Origin of the sequence: Rhodococcus sp. 06-470-2, assembly GCF_002258235.1 — a bacterium.
In the GTDB taxonomy this organism is placed as follows: domain Bacteria; phylum Actinomycetota; class Actinomycetes; order Mycobacteriales; family Mycobacteriaceae; genus Rhodococcoides.
Map to the genome: position 1 here is coordinate 49,851 of NZ_NOYB01000036.1, position 15,208 is coordinate 65,058.

The 15,208-nt window shown below is 64.6% G+C and carries 15 protein-coding genes and 1 pseudogene; 12 read left to right on the forward strand and 4 right to left on the reverse strand.

All coding sequences use genetic code 11. From position 1 onward, the window contains the following. Nucleotides 1–151 precede the first annotated feature (151 nt). The 8 genes from CH276_RS19470 to CH276_RS19505 all read left to right on the forward strand — a co-directional run bounded on the left by CH276_RS19470 (nucleotide 152) and on the right by CH276_RS19505 (nucleotide 6,915). A complete protein-coding gene (locus tag CH276_RS19470) occupies nucleotides 152–1,441 on the forward strand; it encodes an adenylosuccinate synthase (protein WP_032397149.1) in 1,290 nt (429 codons plus the stop codon). Between the two features lie 424 nt (nucleotides 1,442–1,865). Next, nucleotides 1,866–2,414 carry an alternate-type signal peptide domain-containing protein gene (locus CH276_RS19475; RefSeq protein WP_094630969.1) on the forward strand — a complete coding sequence of 183 codons (549 nt, stop codon included), beginning with the start codon at nucleotides 1,866–1,868 and terminating at the stop codon, nucleotides 2,412–2,414. Nucleotides 2,415–2,423: 9 nt separating this feature from the next. After that, the gene (locus CH276_RS19480) at nucleotides 2,424–2,984 is read left to right on the forward strand and encodes a hypothetical protein (RefSeq protein WP_094630968.1); all 561 of its coding nucleotides are present in this window, start codon (nucleotides 2,424–2,426) and stop codon (nucleotides 2,982–2,984) included. Continuing rightward, a complete protein-coding gene (locus CH276_RS19485; protein ID WP_094630967.1) occupies nucleotides 2,981–3,580 on the forward strand; it encodes a signal peptidase I in 600 nt (199 codons plus the stop codon). Before CH276_RS19480 ends, CH276_RS19485 begins: the two co-directional genes overlap by 4 nt. Further along, nucleotides 3,577–4,089 carry a hypothetical protein gene (locus tag CH276_RS19490; RefSeq protein WP_094630966.1) on the forward strand — a complete coding sequence of 171 codons (513 nt, stop codon included), beginning with the start codon at nucleotides 3,577–3,579 and terminating at the stop codon, nucleotides 4,087–4,089. Before CH276_RS19485 ends, CH276_RS19490 begins: the two co-directional genes overlap by 4 nt. Beyond that, nucleotides 4,089–4,697, forward strand: a complete 609-nt coding sequence (locus CH276_RS19495; RefSeq protein ID WP_094630965.1) for a SipW-dependent-type signal peptide-containing protein — start codon at nucleotides 4,089–4,091, stop codon at nucleotides 4,695–4,697. Before CH276_RS19490 ends, CH276_RS19495 begins: the two co-directional genes overlap by 1 nt. Nucleotides 4,698–4,700: 3 nt before the next feature. After that, nucleotides 4,701–6,386, forward strand: a complete 1,686-nt coding sequence (locus tag CH276_RS19500) for a signal peptidase I (RefSeq protein ID WP_094630964.1) — start codon at nucleotides 4,701–4,703, stop codon at nucleotides 6,384–6,386. A gap of 88 nt (nucleotides 6,387–6,474) precedes the next feature. After that, entirely contained in the window at nucleotides 6,475–6,915 is a 441-nt protein-coding gene (locus CH276_RS19505; protein ID WP_094630963.1) for an LGFP repeat-containing protein, read from the forward strand. Nucleotides 6,916–6,982: 67 nt separating this feature from the next. Here the strand turns inward: CH276_RS19505 and CH276_RS19510 are convergent, their stop codons facing one another. Then, a complete protein-coding gene (locus CH276_RS19510) occupies nucleotides 6,983–7,507 on the reverse strand; it encodes a methylated-DNA--[protein]-cysteine S-methyltransferase (RefSeq protein ID WP_094630962.1) in 525 nt (174 codons plus the stop codon). Between the two features lie 91 nt (nucleotides 7,508–7,598). Here CH276_RS19510 and yczR point away from each other — a divergent pair, with 91 nt between their 5' ends. Further along, a complete protein-coding gene (gene yczR, locus CH276_RS19515; RefSeq protein ID WP_094630961.1) occupies nucleotides 7,599–9,080 on the forward strand; it encodes a MocR-like transcription factor YczR in 1,482 nt (493 codons plus the stop codon). Nucleotides 9,081–9,165: 85 nt separating this feature from the next. Here the strand turns inward: yczR and CH276_RS19520 are convergent, their stop codons facing one another. After that, entirely contained in the window at nucleotides 9,166–10,242 is a 1,077-nt protein-coding gene (locus CH276_RS19520) for a CaiB/BaiF CoA transferase family protein (RefSeq protein WP_032397394.1), read from the reverse strand. Nucleotides 10,243–10,397: 155 nt separating this feature from the next. Here CH276_RS19520 and purT point away from each other — a divergent pair. Next, nucleotides 10,398–11,534 (forward strand): annotated as a pseudogene (gene purT, locus CH276_RS19525) (formate-dependent phosphoribosylglycinamide formyltransferase). A gap of 24 nt (nucleotides 11,535–11,558) precedes the next feature. Then, the gene (locus CH276_RS19530) at nucleotides 11,559–12,041 is read left to right on the forward strand and encodes a DUF456 domain-containing protein (RefSeq protein ID WP_094630960.1); all 483 of its coding nucleotides are present in this window, start codon (nucleotides 11,559–11,561) and stop codon (nucleotides 12,039–12,041) included. 1 nt (nucleotide 12,042) lies between these two features. On the opposite strand, the gene CH276_RS19535 is transcribed toward CH276_RS19530, so the two are convergent. Continuing rightward, nucleotides 12,043–12,789 (reverse strand): amidohydrolase family protein, encoded by a 747-nt coding sequence (locus CH276_RS19535; protein WP_094631008.1) that lies wholly within the window; start codon nucleotides 12,787–12,789, stop codon nucleotides 12,043–12,045. A 55-nt stretch (nucleotides 12,790–12,844) separates the two neighbouring features. On the opposite strand from CH276_RS19535, the gene CH276_RS19540 reads away from it, so the two are divergent. Continuing rightward, nucleotides 12,845–13,714, forward strand: coding sequence for an SMP-30/gluconolactonase/LRE family protein (locus CH276_RS19540; protein ID WP_176459342.1), 870 nt, complete (start codon nucleotides 12,845–12,847; stop codon nucleotides 13,712–13,714). A 67-nt stretch (nucleotides 13,715–13,781) separates the two neighbouring features. Here the strand turns inward: CH276_RS19540 and CH276_RS19545 are convergent, their stop codons facing one another. After that, complete coding sequence (locus CH276_RS19545; RefSeq protein WP_032397137.1) at nucleotides 13,782–15,167, reverse strand: FAD-dependent oxidoreductase; 1,386 nt, start codon at nucleotides 15,165–15,167, stop codon at nucleotides 13,782–13,784. Nucleotides 15,168–15,208: the final 41 nt, after the last annotated feature.

The following is a 15,208-nucleotide window of genomic DNA, read 5'->3' on the forward strand; positions in this document are numbered from 1 at the left end:
CGGCTCCACCGTAGCGGCATGCGGGCCAGCTCACCGCCTCGGCTAGACTGTTCCCCCGGCCACTGTCGCGCCTGCGGCAATTGGTGACGGCTGCGTTCGATCGAGCAATATCTGCAGCACGTCCTCGCACGAAAGCAACGTAGGAGAGCACATGCCGGCGATAGTCCTGATCGGCGCCCAGTGGGGCGACGAGGGCAAAGGCAAAGCCACCGACCTTTTCGGCGAACGACTCCAGTGGGTCGTTCGCTACCAGGGCGGCAACAACGCCGGCCACACCGTGGTTCTCCCGAACGGCGACAAGTTCGCGCTGCACCTGATCCCGTCGGGAATCCTCACAGCCGGCGTGAAGAACGTCATCGGCAACGGCGTCGTCGTCGACCCGGGTGTGCTGCTCACCGAACTCGACGGCCTGGAAAAGCGTGACGTCGACACCACGAACCTGCTGCTCAGCGCCGATGCGCACCTGATCATGCCGTACCACGTGGCCATCGACAAGGTGACCGAACGCTTCCTCGGAGCCAAGAAGATCGGAACCACCGGCCGCGGCATCGGGCCGTGCTACCAGGACAAGCTCGCTCGCGTCGGCGTCCGGGCAGCCGATGTGCTCGATGAGAAGATCCTGACCCAAAAGGTCGAGGCTGCACTGGAATTCAAGAACCAGGTGCTCTCGAAGATCTACAACCGGCGGGCGCTGGACTCGCAGCAGGTCGTCGACGAGGTGCTCGAGCAGGCCGAGGGCTTCAAGCACCGCATCACCGACACCAGGCTGCAGCTGAACCTGGCTCTCGAGCGCGGCGAGACGATTCTGCTCGAGGGATCGCAGGGCACTCTGCTCGACGTCGATCACGGCACGTACCCGTACGTCACGTCCTCCAACCCGACGGCGGGCGGCGCATCGGTCGGTTCCGGTATCGGCCCCAACAAGATCGGGACCGTCCTCGGCATCCTGAAGGCCTACACGACGCGTGTCGGCTCGGGCCCGTTCCCGACGGAGCTGTTCGACAATCACGGTGAATACCTGGCCAAGCAGGGCGGCGAGGTTGGCGTCACCACCGGGCGGGCACGACGCACGGGCTGGTTCGACGCCGTCATCGCGCGGTACGCCACCCGCGTCAACGGCATCACCGATTACTTCCTGACCAAGCTCGACGTGCTCTCGAGTCTGGACACGGTGCCCATCTGTGTCGCGTACGACGTCGACGGCGTCCGCCACGACGAGATGCCGATGACGCAGACCGGTTTCCATCATGCGAAGCCGATCTACGAAGAGATGCCCGGTTGGTGGGAAGACATCTCCGGTGCCCGTACGTTCGAGGAACTGCCGATCAACGCGCAGAACTACGTCCTGCGTCTCGAGGAGCTCTCGGGCGCGTACATGTCGTGCATCGGAGTCGGACCGGGCCGCGACGAAACCATCGTTCGGCGGGACATTCTGCGGTAATCAGGCCACGCGAAACTCCAAGCCCCGAGGCCCCACGGCCTCGGGGCTTTTTCGTGCCCGGACATGCCGTCGGGAGTCGCTCTCACCAATGCAAGGAAACAGCGCCTTCAGTAGGAAAACAGCGCGAAAAAGTACTGTGTTCGCTGTATTCGAGCGGTCTTGCTGGGAAATCCGCTGCAGGGCAGAAGTTTTCGTAATTTGGGTAGCTTTACACACCATGTAGTTGTGTAAACCAAAAGTATGAAACAGGCGGCCGAACATTCCCTCGGACTTTTACCTTCACTTGGGTAACGGGTGAGACGGTCGTGCCGAAACAATGGACATCGCACAAGTTGCGGAGGCCCACATTCCGGCCGACCGACCCGCAACCGGGTCACCTCCCCTCGGCCTAGCGAACAAGGGCCACCGAAGAAAGCGACAACGAATGAACAAGGCAACCAAGGGTGCCATAGCCGCGGGGGCGGCAGCGGTACTGCTGCTCGGCGGTTTGGGATCCTATGCGCTCTGGCAGGACACCGAAACGGTCACCGGAGGTGAGATCAACTCCGGTGAGCTCAATTTCGCTCCGGTTGCCGGCACCGCGAACTGGACCGAAACCTCGGTCACTCCGAACGTGACTCTCGGAGCCGACCCGTCCGGCTTCCTCATCGTGCCGGGCGACGTTCTCGAGTACTCGACCCAGTACACCGTCAATTGGGCAGGAGACAATCTTCGCGCTTCGATCACCGCGGACTTCACCAATGTTGCCGGCGACGCCGACCTTGCTGCCGCTCTCGACACCGAGGTGTCGGTCAACGGTGGAACGTCCCTTCCGAACGGTTCGGCCGTGGACCTACCGCTGACCACATCGCCTCAGACCATCTCCGTCGAGGTGACCATTACGTTCGATGAAGCGACTGCGGATCTCATCGCACAGAACGAGAGCGTCGACCTCAACGACTTCACCCTGACGCTCGACCAGGTCCGTCCCTGATCTGTTGCAGTGACGAACAAGCACGGTCGTTATTGGGCGCTCGCAGCCGCGTCCGTCGCGGTGGTGGTCTTCGGATCAGCACAGACGACGGGCGCGCTGTGGCGTGACGACGAGGTCGTCGAAGGCGGGACCATCAACTCCGGCACCTTGGACATCAAGGTCGGCCCGAACGGAGCAGAAGTGAACGACTACGTTCTCGCTGCGCTCGGTTCGACCGGTCTCGGACCGAACGGTTTCTCGCAGGCACCGTTGTCGATTCGGAACTCCGGCAACGTACCGTTCAACTTTCGACTGCAAGGAACCACGTCGACCGGAATAGTCCCCCTTGTTCTGACTGCGACAACTGTTGCGGCCGAGACGAATTGCCCGGCGACAGGTACACCGACGGGACCGACGACACTGCTGTACAACGGAAACGCCAGTGGTGCGCAAGCTCCGGTGCCACCGGCGGCCAGACTGTTGGCCGCAGGCGCCCGCGAAGTGTGGTGCTTTCGGCTCGCCGTCGGTGCCACTCCGCCGCAGAGCGCGTCGTCGACGGTGACGTTCTCGTTCCGGGCGGACCAGACATGAGTGCCGACGACGACACGGACGTGATCGAAACCGTCACGGACGTATCCGAGGAGAACCGGACCGGTCTCTGGTGGTGGGTGAGCCGGATCGCGTCGTACACGCTTCTGGCGGCGATGTTGTTCGTCCTCGGGGTGACCGTCGTCATTCCGAAAGTCACCGGTTCGACGCCGTACACGATTCTCACCAGCTCGATGAAGCCGACGTACCCACCGGGAAGCCTGGTGGTGGTCAAGCCCGCCGACGCAGCCGAACTCGAGGTAGGCACACCGATCACCTACCAAATCCGTTCGGGCGAGCCCGAAGTGGTGACTCACCGCATCGTGGCGACCCGGCAGAGCGGACGAGGTATCACCACCTATGTCACTCGCGGGGACAACAACGGATCCGACGACGAGAACCCGGTGCAGATCGGGCAGATTCGCGGAAAGGTCTGGTACTCGGTGCCGTACATGGGCTACGTCAACAACTGGCTGAACGGTGAGCAGCGCAAGATCACGGTCGCGGTCATCGTGATCGGTCTGTTCGGCTATGCGCTGGTGATGTTCGTCGGGGCCGGTGTCGATCGCTACCGGAGCCGAAAAGAGCAGGCGCGATGAAGCACCCCGGTCTTGCCGCCTGCACCGCAGCGTTCGCCGGCATCGCGGTCGTTCTGTTGATGGGTGCCGGTCCGTCGCAAGCGGCGCAGACGGTCAAGTACAGCGATGACGGCGAGCGCTGGAGTACCGACTTTCCGAGCCCGTTGTACGACAGCGACATTCGATGGGTTCCCGGCGACGTGCGTACATCGCAGTTCCACGTGTTCAACGACACCGACCGAGACGGGCGTCTCTGGCTGACCTTCGGCAGTGACAACCCGGCGTTCCTTCGAGCTCTGAGCGCGTCGATCGGCGGCGGCGAGTCGGCCGAATCGTGTGCGTGGATCGACCTCGAGGCCGGCCAGAAGAAGCGAATCGACTCCACGATCACGATGGCCGAAGCAGCTAAAAACGACACCTGGTCCTCCTCTGCTGCAGTCGATCTCGTTGTGCAGTGGGACAACAGCAACAGAGCCGAGTGCCCGGAATCGTCGGGTGCGCGGACGGATATGGAAGGGGCGCAGCCCTGATGTCGCGTCACAAGGACTCAGTCGGTCCGAAGACGGTTCTCCGTCGGGTCGGTGTCGCGCTCATCAGTGCGCGAGCTCGGGCCTTCATGTCGATCGGCATCGTGCTCGGCCTCGGCGCGGTGGGAACCCTTGCTGCATGGTCGGATACGGCGACTGCGACGTCAGGCACCTTCACGACCGGCAGGCTCGATATCAAAGTCGGTGACCCCGCGGTGGACAACAATCCGATCGCGTTCTCGACGACTCTGGCCAATCCCGCGATCTTCCCCGGGGATACCGTCGCAGCCGGGCTGTTGGTGAGCAATGCGACCGGATCCGTCGCCAACACCTACACCATCTCCGTGCTGGCCAGTAACACTGCGCTGGGCAATGTGCTCAATTCCTCGGTGCACAGCGGACTTCCATCGGGGGGTGCATGCACAGGTGCCGCCGTCAGCACGGTCTCCGGCCTCGGAACCTCGAAGCAATTCCCTGCCTTGAATCGTTCGCTTCCCGTCAACGGCAGTGATCAGCTGTGTATCAGCGTGACCATGCCGACCGGTACGGCTCCGCCCAATCCCGTTGCTACCGGAACCATCACGTACACCATCACCGCGACGTCGTCGTAGATCATGTCCGATACCCACGCAGCCTCGGCTACCGGAGCGCCATCCGGCCGGCGTCTGCTTCGCGAGATCGCACTGACCGTCGGCGCTGTCTCCGGGCTCGTCTGTGTGCTGTTCGCGCTCGCGGCCGTGTTCTTCGGTATCACCCCGTTGGTCTTTCGGTCCGGCTCCATGGCCCCGGCCATCGACACCGGGGCGCTGGCACTGAGCAAGTCGACCCCTGCCGCAGACATAGAGGTCGGCGACGTCGTCAAGGTCACTAGCGCGTCGGGAGCAGGAATCACCCACCGCGTGGTCGAGATCGGCGCAGTCGGAACCGACAGTGTGCAACTGTTCCTTCAGGGTGACGCGAACCCCGAGCCCGATGCCGAGAGCTACGTCGTGTCCGAGGCCGATCGTGTGTTCTTCAGCGTCGGGAAACTCGGCTACGCGGTCACCTGGCTCAGCGGCCCGGTCGCAGTGTTCATCGGTGGCATCGCCGTCGGCGTACTTCTCATGACCGCGTTCGGATTTCGTAGGTCCCCTGTGGAGTCCTCTGCGCAGCCGGACGACGACGATCGACCGCAGGAACCGCCCAGCGGACGGCACAGCGCCCAGGGACGCGGGACGTCCACCCTCGGTGTGGTGCTCGCACTGGCGGCCATCTCGGCAGTGGGCATCACTGCGTCGAACACTCCGACAACCCTTGCTGCGGGGCAAGACACGGCAACGGCCCTCAGCGGCACCATCACCACAGCATTGCCGATCCCCGCGCCGCTGTCGCTGACTTGTACGAATGCCGAGCGGGGTCTTGTCGGTGCGATTCGATTCGTGAATCTCAGTTTTCCATCACGCGGGTCGCAGTACACGTACCAGTTGACCTTGAAGAAGGCAGGCGAGAACGACCGTGAGTTCGCGGTAGCCGGGACCGCTGCTACCGGGGTGGTCATCACTCAAGCAGTGGAAAACGGAGCCCTCCTGGAATTGCTGCCGCTGCCACTGGCCCCTGTACTCGACGGCGTGTACACCGCATCCATCCGAACCAAATCGGGTACGAGGTTCTCGCAGCCGAGCCCGACCGTGAACTTGACCATGAGCAACGGCCTACTTCTCGGATTGGCTGCAAGTGCGCGGTGCGGAGGCACCGCTGCCGCTGCCGCTGCCGCAGCCCGCAGCGCCCCGCAGGCGATCGCTCCCGAGGCAACTACTCCGTCCTCCACGACATCCACCCCCACCACTCTGGCACCGGAGTCAACCGCAGTACCCGGAACGACTACGCCGTCGGTCGAGGTTCCGCCGTCCACGACTGTCCCGCCGTCCACGACTGTCCCGTCGACCACTGACGGGGGACCCGCGGCGGTGGCCCCACCGCCGACCACCACAACAACAACGACGACCCCGCCGGCACCTGCGGCGCTGTCCGCCCCGGTGACCTCGCCGTCGGGTGCATCGACGGCCCGGGTGGTCGACATCGACGGCGCTCCGACTCTGCAGATCGTCGACGCAGCCGGAGCAGTCCAGTACAGCGCTCCCGCCACGTCCAGTGAGGCATTCGGCTACGGCGTGAATTGGTCGGCCGGGGATCAGCTGTGGCTGCTCGGTCCCGATCGTCTCGTTCGTCTCGACAGCACCGGCGGTTCGTGGTCGCGAACGGTGATCGATCCGACGGCGACGGAACAAATTCCGGCGGAAATTCTCGCGCTCTTGAATTAGTGCCGTCACATATATGTCGGAATCGAACTGCACATCTGCTCGCCTGCGTGGATAATTGCGCCCAGGTAAATCGACGGAAGGTCGAGCGATGACTGAGAATTACAACGGATTGGAAGTTTTCAGCTACCAATTCGATCGCTTCGCATACGAACATCCATGGATCGGCGCTCAGGCCGGTGAATTCATGCTCGGCCCCGAGGGTGGGGGAATGCTCGAATTCACGCACGCTACCGTCTTCGCGCTTCCCGAGGGTGGCGCGCACGAAGTGCACGGTCCGATCCTCGACTGGTACCTCGGTCACGGGGGACCCTATGGCGCACTTGGCTATCCGATCAGTAACGAGCGTCCGACACCCACCGGATCCGGTCGCTACAACCTCTTTCAACGCGGAGCTATCGGGTGGTTGCCGGAGGTGGGTGCATTCACCATCGGTGGTCGGCACGAGGAATCCGATGTGACTCCGGGCCCGGAAGCTGAATTGATGTCGGCGGTGGACGCTCCCATCGACGCACTCGGTATTTCTGCCTGAATCCTTTCCTGCTCCCCGTTTCGATCGTATTCTTTGGTCTCGCGGTTTTGTTCGTCGATGAAGCAGCTCAGAACAATGTCGGCTCGTCGAATCCTGGGACTCCTTCGATGCCCAATATTTTTTGTTTGGTATTCGTACCACCCGGTGCCGAGAAACCGCCGACTTCTGTGCCTGCGCCGAGCACCCGATGGCACGGGACGATGATCGGCACTGGGTTTCGTCCCAACGCGCCGCCTACGGCCTGGGCGGCGCCTGGGTGGCCGAGTCGGCGGGCAATGTCGCCGTAGGTGAGTGTCGCGCCCCGGGGAATGCTGCTGCACACGGTGTAGACCGAGGCGTCGAACTCCGAGATGTCGAGGACCAGCGGAATCGGGCTCATGTCGACTGTCCGTCCATCGAGCAGGGCGACGATTCGCGCGATCGCGTCGGCCGCCAATGTGTCGACAGGCCCTGTTGCTGCGCCGAAGCGGTTCAGATAGTCCAGCATCGCCTCGTCCGACGGCTCGGGCAGGGCGACGGCGAGCACGCCGTCGTCGGTCCAGGCGATTCCGCAACGGCCGATGGAGGTGTCGAAGAGCGTGCTGCTCGGCATCGGTCCAGTATCCACCTGCCCTCGTGTGGCAGTCCAGTGGAATACGCAATGGACTTGAATGTCGGAGGCCAGTGAGCGAATACTGGAGTGCATGGCTTCGAGAGTCCTCAATGCAACGTCACTGGCCCGCGATCTCGGCAGCTGGCGGGGCGATGCGTCCTCGGACGGATCCGGGAGGCGCAAGGCGTCGCGTCCGACGTATCGCGCATTGGCCGATGGCGTTCGTCTGCTGATTCACGACGGTCGTATTCCGCTCGGCGTCGGTCTGCCCAGTGAGCGTGATCTGTCCGCGGCTCTCGATCTCAGTCGTACCACCATCACGTCCTCGTACTCGGTGCTGCGAGACGAGGGTTATCTGATCAGTAAGCAGGGATCACGCAGTACCGTCGCTCTGCCCGCTGCGCCCACCCCCAACGGAATGTTGATTCAGTCGACATCGCCTTCGGGTCCGGTCGTGGACATGTCTCACGCAGCGATGGCAGCAGCGGACGGCACCATGACTGCGGCGTACGAGTCTGCGCTGCAAGCACTTCCGACCTATCTTCCGACGCACGGCATGGAGCCCATCGGTCTTGCGGTGCTGCGGGAGGCCATCGCGCAACGCTTCGTCGAGCGTGGCCTGCCGACGACGGCCGACCAGATCATGGTCACTTCCGGTGCGCAGCAAGCAGTTCGGCTGCTGCTGGGTACCTTGACCTCGCCCGGCGATCGGGTGCTGATCGATCACCCGACCTATCCCAACGCCCTCGAAGCCATCAGGCGAGTGGGTGCGCGTCCCGTACCGGTGCCGGTACGTCCGGCCGACGGCGACTGGGATCTCGACGGGATACGCAGTGCAGCAAGGCAAACAGCAGCCAAGGTTGCGTACCTGATTCCGGACTTTCATAATCCAACCGGGCAGGTGCTCGGTGCCGAGGGGCGGGCCGAACTCGCCCGCATCACCCGCGACACCCGTATGACGCTCATCGTCGACGAAACCATGGTGGACCTGTGGCTCGACGCCCCGCCGCCGCCGCCGGTCGCGTCGTTCGGGCGGGTCTCGGGGTCCGACATCGTCACGATCGGTTCGGCGTCCAAGTCGTTCTGGGGCGGACTGCGCATCGGATGGATCAGAGCGCATCCGTCGCTCGTCTCACAGCTCGCGGGCTCGCGGGCAGCGCACGACCTCGGCACCTCGATCATGGATCAATTGGCGTCCTCGTTCCTGTTGCAGGACGCCGAACCCGCGCTCGAGCTCCGTCGATCGCACTTGCGCGAGCGTCGGGACGTACTCGAAGAGGCTCTGGCCGAACATCTTCCGGACTGGCGCTACCGCCGCTCCGAGGGCGGCATGTCGCTGTGGTTGCAGCTGCCTGCACCGGTGTCGAGTGCGCTCGCCGCCACCGCGCCCGCATTCGGCGCGATACTCGCGGCAGGCCCACGATTCGGCGTCGAGGGTGCATTCGAGCGCTACCTCAGGTTGCCGTACACCCGTGAGCCACAGGAGCTTCGGGCCGCGGTGATGGCCACGGCTGCTGCTTATCGTGCCCTCGCTCCCAGCGCCGAATCGGAGCAGCCGGCCCTGGTGTTCTGACCGGCCATGTTCTGACCGCGAACTCGAAGTTATGGACGGAAATCAGCCGAAAAGCGTCCACAACTTCGAGTTCGGCGCAAACAGATCAGACCCAGACCGACGCGATATCGGTTGCTGCGGCGGGCGGTGGCGTCGGGACTCCGTTTTCGGTGCGGGAGAAGCGCGGTGCCGGGCGGTGCTGGGTGACGCCGCCGATGTCGATGAGGGAGTCGCGGTCCTTCATGTGCGGATGGTTCGGGGCCTCGGCGAAGGTGAGGACCGGCGATACGCAGGCGTCGGTGCCGTCGAAGATCGCGGCCCATTCGTCGCGGGTCTTGGACAGGAACGTCGAGGTGAATCTCTCGCGCAGCTCGGGCCAGCGCGACTTGTCCATCTGCGGCGGGAGGTCCGCATCGGCGAGGCCGAGGCCGGTGAGCAGCTGGGCGTAGAACTGCGGCTCGAGCGAGCCGACTGCCATGTACCGGCCGTCCGAGGTCTCGTAGGTGTCGTAGAACGGTGCGCCGGTATCGAGCAGGTTCGTGCCACGGTCGTCGCTCCAGGCTCCGACGCCACGCCAGGCCCAGATCATGTGCGAGAGTGCGGCGGTGCCGTCGACCATGGCCGCGTCGACCACCTGGCCCTGTCCGGAGTTCTGGCGCTCGTAGAGCGCCGCCATGATGCCGAAGACGAGGAACATCGAGCCCCCGCCGAAGTCGCCGACCATGTTCAGCGGCGGCACGGGGCGCTCGCCCTCGCGACCGATTGCGTTCAGCACGCCGGTGACGGAGATGTAGTTGATGTCGTGGCCTGCGGTCTGCGCCCACGGGCCTTGCTGGCCCCAGCCGGTCATGCGGCCGTAGACCAGGCGCGGGTTGCGGGCGAGGGCGTCGTCGGGTCCGAGGCCGAGGCGTTCGGTGACGCCGGGTCGGAAGCCCTCGATCAGCACGTCGGCGCGTTCGACGAGACCGAGCACCTTCTCGATGTCGGCCGGATCCTTGAGGTTGGCCTCGACGATGGTGCGGCTGCGCAGCTGGTGGTCGTGGGCAGAGATCTGCCCGGCACGCTGGACGCGTACGACGTCTGCGCCGAGGTCGGCCAGCAGCAGTGCGGCGTGCGGGCCGGGCCCGATGCCCGCGAGTTCGACCACGCGAAGCCCTGCGAGTGGTCCACCAGTGTTCGACACGTTGTTTGCCTCGTTCCGACTCGTCACCTGCGAATGTGAATGGAGACTAACTTGTACTAGGTCGTCCAACCGATCGGGGTGTGGATAATAGGGCTGTGACTGCCCCAGATCCCGTCCGTATCGGTACACCGCTCACTCCCGGGGCCACCCGGGTGATGCTGCTCGGCTCGGGTGAGCTGGGCTAAGAGGTGATCATCGCGTTCCAGCGCCTCGGCGTCGAGGTGATCGCCGTCGATCGCTACGACAACGCCCCTGGCCATCAGGTGGCTCATCACGCGTTCACGATCGACATGAGCAACCCCGAAGAACTACTGGCGCTGATCGATTCGCAGCAGCCGGATTTCGTGGTGCCGGAGATCGAGGCCATCGCGACCGATGCCCTGGCCGAGGTCGAAGCGCGGGGTAGGAGTGTGGTGATCCCGACGGCGCGCGCGACGCAGTTGACCATGAACCGTGAGGGCATCAGGCGTCTCGCCGCCGAGGAGCTCGGGCTGCCGACGTCACCGTACGCGTTCGCCGATTCGCTGAAAGACGTACGAGAAGCGTTGTCCACCATCGGCTTTCCTGCCGTTCTCAAGCCCGTCATGTCCTCGTCGGGCAAGGGGCAGTCCGTCGTGCGCAGCGAGGACGACGTCGAAGCGGCGTGGGACTACGCCCTGAAGGGCGGTCGCGTCGACCTCGGCCGTGTCATCGTCGAGGGATTCGTCGATTTCGATTACGAGATAACACTTCTCACCGTTCGAGCGAGCGACGGAACTTCGTTCTGCGAGCCGATCGGGCACCTGCAGGAGTCCGGCGACTACATCGAATCCTGGCAACCACAACCGATGTCCGACGCGGCCCTGGCCGGTGCGCGCGACGTCGCCGAGCGCATCACGACGGCGCTCGGTGGGCGTGGGTTGTTCGGCGTCGAACTGTTCGTGCAGGGCGACAACGTGTACTTCTCCGAGGTCAGTCCGCGGCCGCACGATACGGGCCTGGTGACGCTTCGTACGCAACGGTTCTCGGAGTTCGAGCTGCATGCCCGCGCCGTTCTGGGTCTGCCGATCGACACGACGCTGCTGTCGCCGGGTGCGTCGGCGGTGATCTACGGCGGTGTCGACGCGGACGGCATTCACTTCGAGGGCGTCGCCGATGCGCTGGCCGTCCCCGAGACCGATCTTCGCCTGTTCGGCAAGCCGACGAGCTTCGTCCGACGCCGGATGGGCGTCGCGGTGTCGACGGCCTCGGACATCGAGACGGCACGGAGCAGGGCCCGCGAGGCAGCAGGCAAGGTTCGTCCTGTCGTCTGAGTCGACACAGGGCACACTGAGCCCATGAGCGTGCTCGGTGAGGTCCTGGTCGGCCTGGTGATTCTGGTCGGTCTCGTCGGTATCGTCGTCCCGATTCTGCCGGGCACCATCTTGATCTTCGCGGCCGTCGCCGTGTGGGCGTGGGTCACCGGCGGAGCCGCCGCCTGGACGGTGTTCGCGATCGCGACGGTGTTGTTGGTTCTGAGCGGCGTCGTGAAGTACACCTGGCCGGGCCGGCGCATGCGGGAGGCCGGAGTGCCGATGCGATCGTTGATGATCGGCGGACTGCTCGGCATCGTCGGATTCTTCGTCATCCCCGTCGTCGGACTGTTCGTCGGCTTCATCGCCGGCGTCTACGTGGCCGAGGTGCCCAGGCATCGCAATCATTCCGAGGCATGGAGATCGACCGTGCACGCCACCAAGGCGGCAGGACTGTCCATCCTGGTGGAGCTGTTCGGCGCGTTGCTCGCCTCGGCGGTGTGGCTCGGCGGAGCGCTCTTCGTCTAGGTCAGGTGACCCGATACCAAGCCCGGGCGTTGCCGTCGAGCACCGCCGGGAGGTCGCCGCCGACGGCGTGAGAAATGATGTCGATGTCGGTCTCCGAGAACGGACGCGGGGCGCGGGTGCCCGGTAGATCGGTGCCGAACATCAATGCTGCCGGATTCACGCGATGAATTTTCTGCAGAGTGTCGATGATGTCGAGGTCCACCCGGCCGAATCCCGTTGCCTTGACGCGTACTCCGCGGTCGACGAGGTCGAGTAGATACGGCAGGCCCTGCGTCGACAGTCCCAGGTGGTCGATGCTCACGGCCGGTAGCTTCGCGAGGATGGGTTCGAGGGAGAGCAACAGGGACGCATCGACGTACAGCTCGGCGTGCCACCCCACCAGTTCGTGCACGCGCCGCGCCTGGGTGGTGAGCATCTGGACGTCCGTCTCGCCGCGCTTGAGGTTGAACCGCATTCCGCGGACACCCGCGTCGTCCAGCGCGACGATGTCCTCGTCGGAGCACTCCGGATCGATCTGAGTGACGCCCACCCAGCCACGCCCCAGGGTCTTCAACGCCGCGAGCAGGTAGGTCTGGTCGGTGCCCTGGAACGATCCCGAGACCACTGCGCCACCGGTGATACCGAGCCCGTCGACGTCGTATAGGTAGTTCGAGACGGTGTACGGATCGGGCAGGAAACCGTGGTTCTCGATGAGCGGAAACGCGGGGTCGATGATGTGTAGGTGGGCGTCGAACACGGGCCCCAGCATGCCAGCTCGCGCATTCGGCGTCGCGGCCACCGTCCGCGGTGTTTGAATTCGAAACATGAAACCGGAGACCACAGTCGTTCTCGACGGATACACCTACTTCGAATGTCCGAGATGGCACGAGGGGAGGATCTGGGTATCGGACTTCTACTCCCATCGCGTCGTGTCCGCCCTCGAGGACGGCTCCGACGTACGAGTCGAAGCCGAGGTGCCCAATCAGCCGTCGGGCCTGGGATGGTTGCCCGACGGGCGGCTGCTGATCGTGTCGATGCGTGACTACAAGTTGCTACTGCGTGAGCACGACGGTTCGCTGACCGTGCACGCGGATCTGTCGACGTATGTTCGGGCGAATCTGAACGACATGCTCGTCGACGCGCACGGCCGCGCGTACATCGGCAATTTCGGCTTCGATCTGATGAACTTCGCGCCCGTCGAGACGGCCGACCTGATTCGCGTCGACCCGGACGGTTCCGCGCACGTCGTGGCGTCGGATCTGTACTTCCCCAACGGAATGGCGTCCACCGCGTCGGGCGAACTGCTGGTGGACGAGACGGTCGGCAATCGGGTCAGTGCCTTCGACATCGCCGAGGACGGGTCACTGGGGGAGCGGCGTGATTGGGCGAAGTTCGGCGAACTGCCGTCGTCGACGGACATGGCCACGGCCATCGGGGAGGTGAAAGTGGCCGCCGACGGATGCTGCATCGACACCGACGGCACGATGTGGATCGCCGACGCACTGGGGCAGCGAGTGCTGCACGTTGCGCAGGGCGGGGAGGTTCTCGAGCAACTCGATTTCGATCTCGGAGTCTTCGCCTGCGGACTCGGCGGATCCGACGGCCGCACGCTGTTCGTCTGCGCTGCACCGGATTTCAACGAGCATCAACGCAAGATCGAGACCGAGGGCAAGTTGTTGGCAGTTCGCGTGTAGTGCGCTTCGCGCAGTGGTGCGGTTGTGCGCTCCCTGGGGCACACAACCACACCACTGCCGCAGGCACTCAGGCCTTGTCGGGCTCGGATGCCTTCAGCATGTCCTCACGCTCGACGACCTTCACGCGCTCGCGGCCCTCGGGCTCGCCGAGTGAGCGCTCGTGCGCGTCGAGGCGGTACCAGCCGTCCCACGTGGTGAAGGGGACCTGCTTGCCTTCGAGGAACGAGGTGACGGCATCGAGATCCGGTTCGACTGCGCCGACGAAGCTCGGCGCATCCTCGAGCAGGTTCGCGACGGTCTCGTTGGCGTCGCCCTTGGTGTGGCCGATGAGGCCGACGGGTCCGCGCTTGATCCAGCCGGTGACGTACGTGGCCGGAACGGGCGTGGTGGACGACGGGGACTCGACGACGCGTCCGGCCTCGTTGGGGATGGTGCCTGCCTGCTCGTCGAACGGGAGCTGGCTGATGTTCTGGCTGAGGTAGCCGACGGCGCGGTAGACGGCCTGAACGTCCCAGTCGTTGTACTTGCCGGTGCCCTTGACGTTGCCGGTGCCGTCGAGCTCGGTGCGCTCGGTGCGTAGACCGACGACCTTGCCGTCCTCGCCGAGTACCTCGTGGGGAGACTCGAAGAAGTGCAGGAACAGCTTGTGCGGGCGGCTGCCGACGTCGCGGATGGCCCAGTCCTGCAGGGTGTTGGCGACCATGTCGATCTGCTTGGAGCTGCGGCGGGCCTGCTCGGAGCCCTCGTCGTAGTCGATGTCCTCGGGAGAGACGATGACCTCGATGTTGGGGGAATGGTCGAGCTCGCGCAGCTCGAGCGGGGTGAACTTGGCCTGAGCCGGTCCGCGGCGGCCGAAGACGTGCACCTCGACGGCCTTGTTGGCCTTGAGGCCCTCGTAGACGTTGGCGGGGATCTCGGTGGGGAGCAGTTCGTCACCGGTCTTGGCGAGCACGCGCGCGACGTCGAGAGCGACGTTTCCGACACCCAGGACGGCGACCTTCTCGGCCTCGAGCGGCCAGGTGCGCGGCACGTCCGGGTGGCCGTCGTACCAGGAGACGAAGTCGGCGGCGCCGTAGCTGCCCTCGAGGTCGATGCCGGGGATGTTGAGGGCGCGGTCCGCGTTGGCACCGGTGGAGAAGATGACGGCGTCGTAGAAGCGGCGCAGGTCGTCCAACGTGATGTCGGTGCCGTAGTCGATGTTGCCGAGGAGGCGAACCTGCGGCTTGTCGAGCACCTTGTGCAGGGCGGTGATGATGCCCTTGATGCGCGGATGATCGGGGGCCACGCCGTAGCGGATCAGCCCGAACGGCGCAGGCATGCGCTCGAAGAGGTCGATGCTGACGCCCGGTCCGCTGACATTGTGGTCGGACTTCATGAGCGCGTCGGCGGCGTAGATGCCTGCCGGTCCGGCACCGACGATGGCGACGCGGAGTGGACGAGTCTGATCGGTCATGTGCAGCGAGCTACCTTCTTCGAGGGAAGTGCGGACACCCC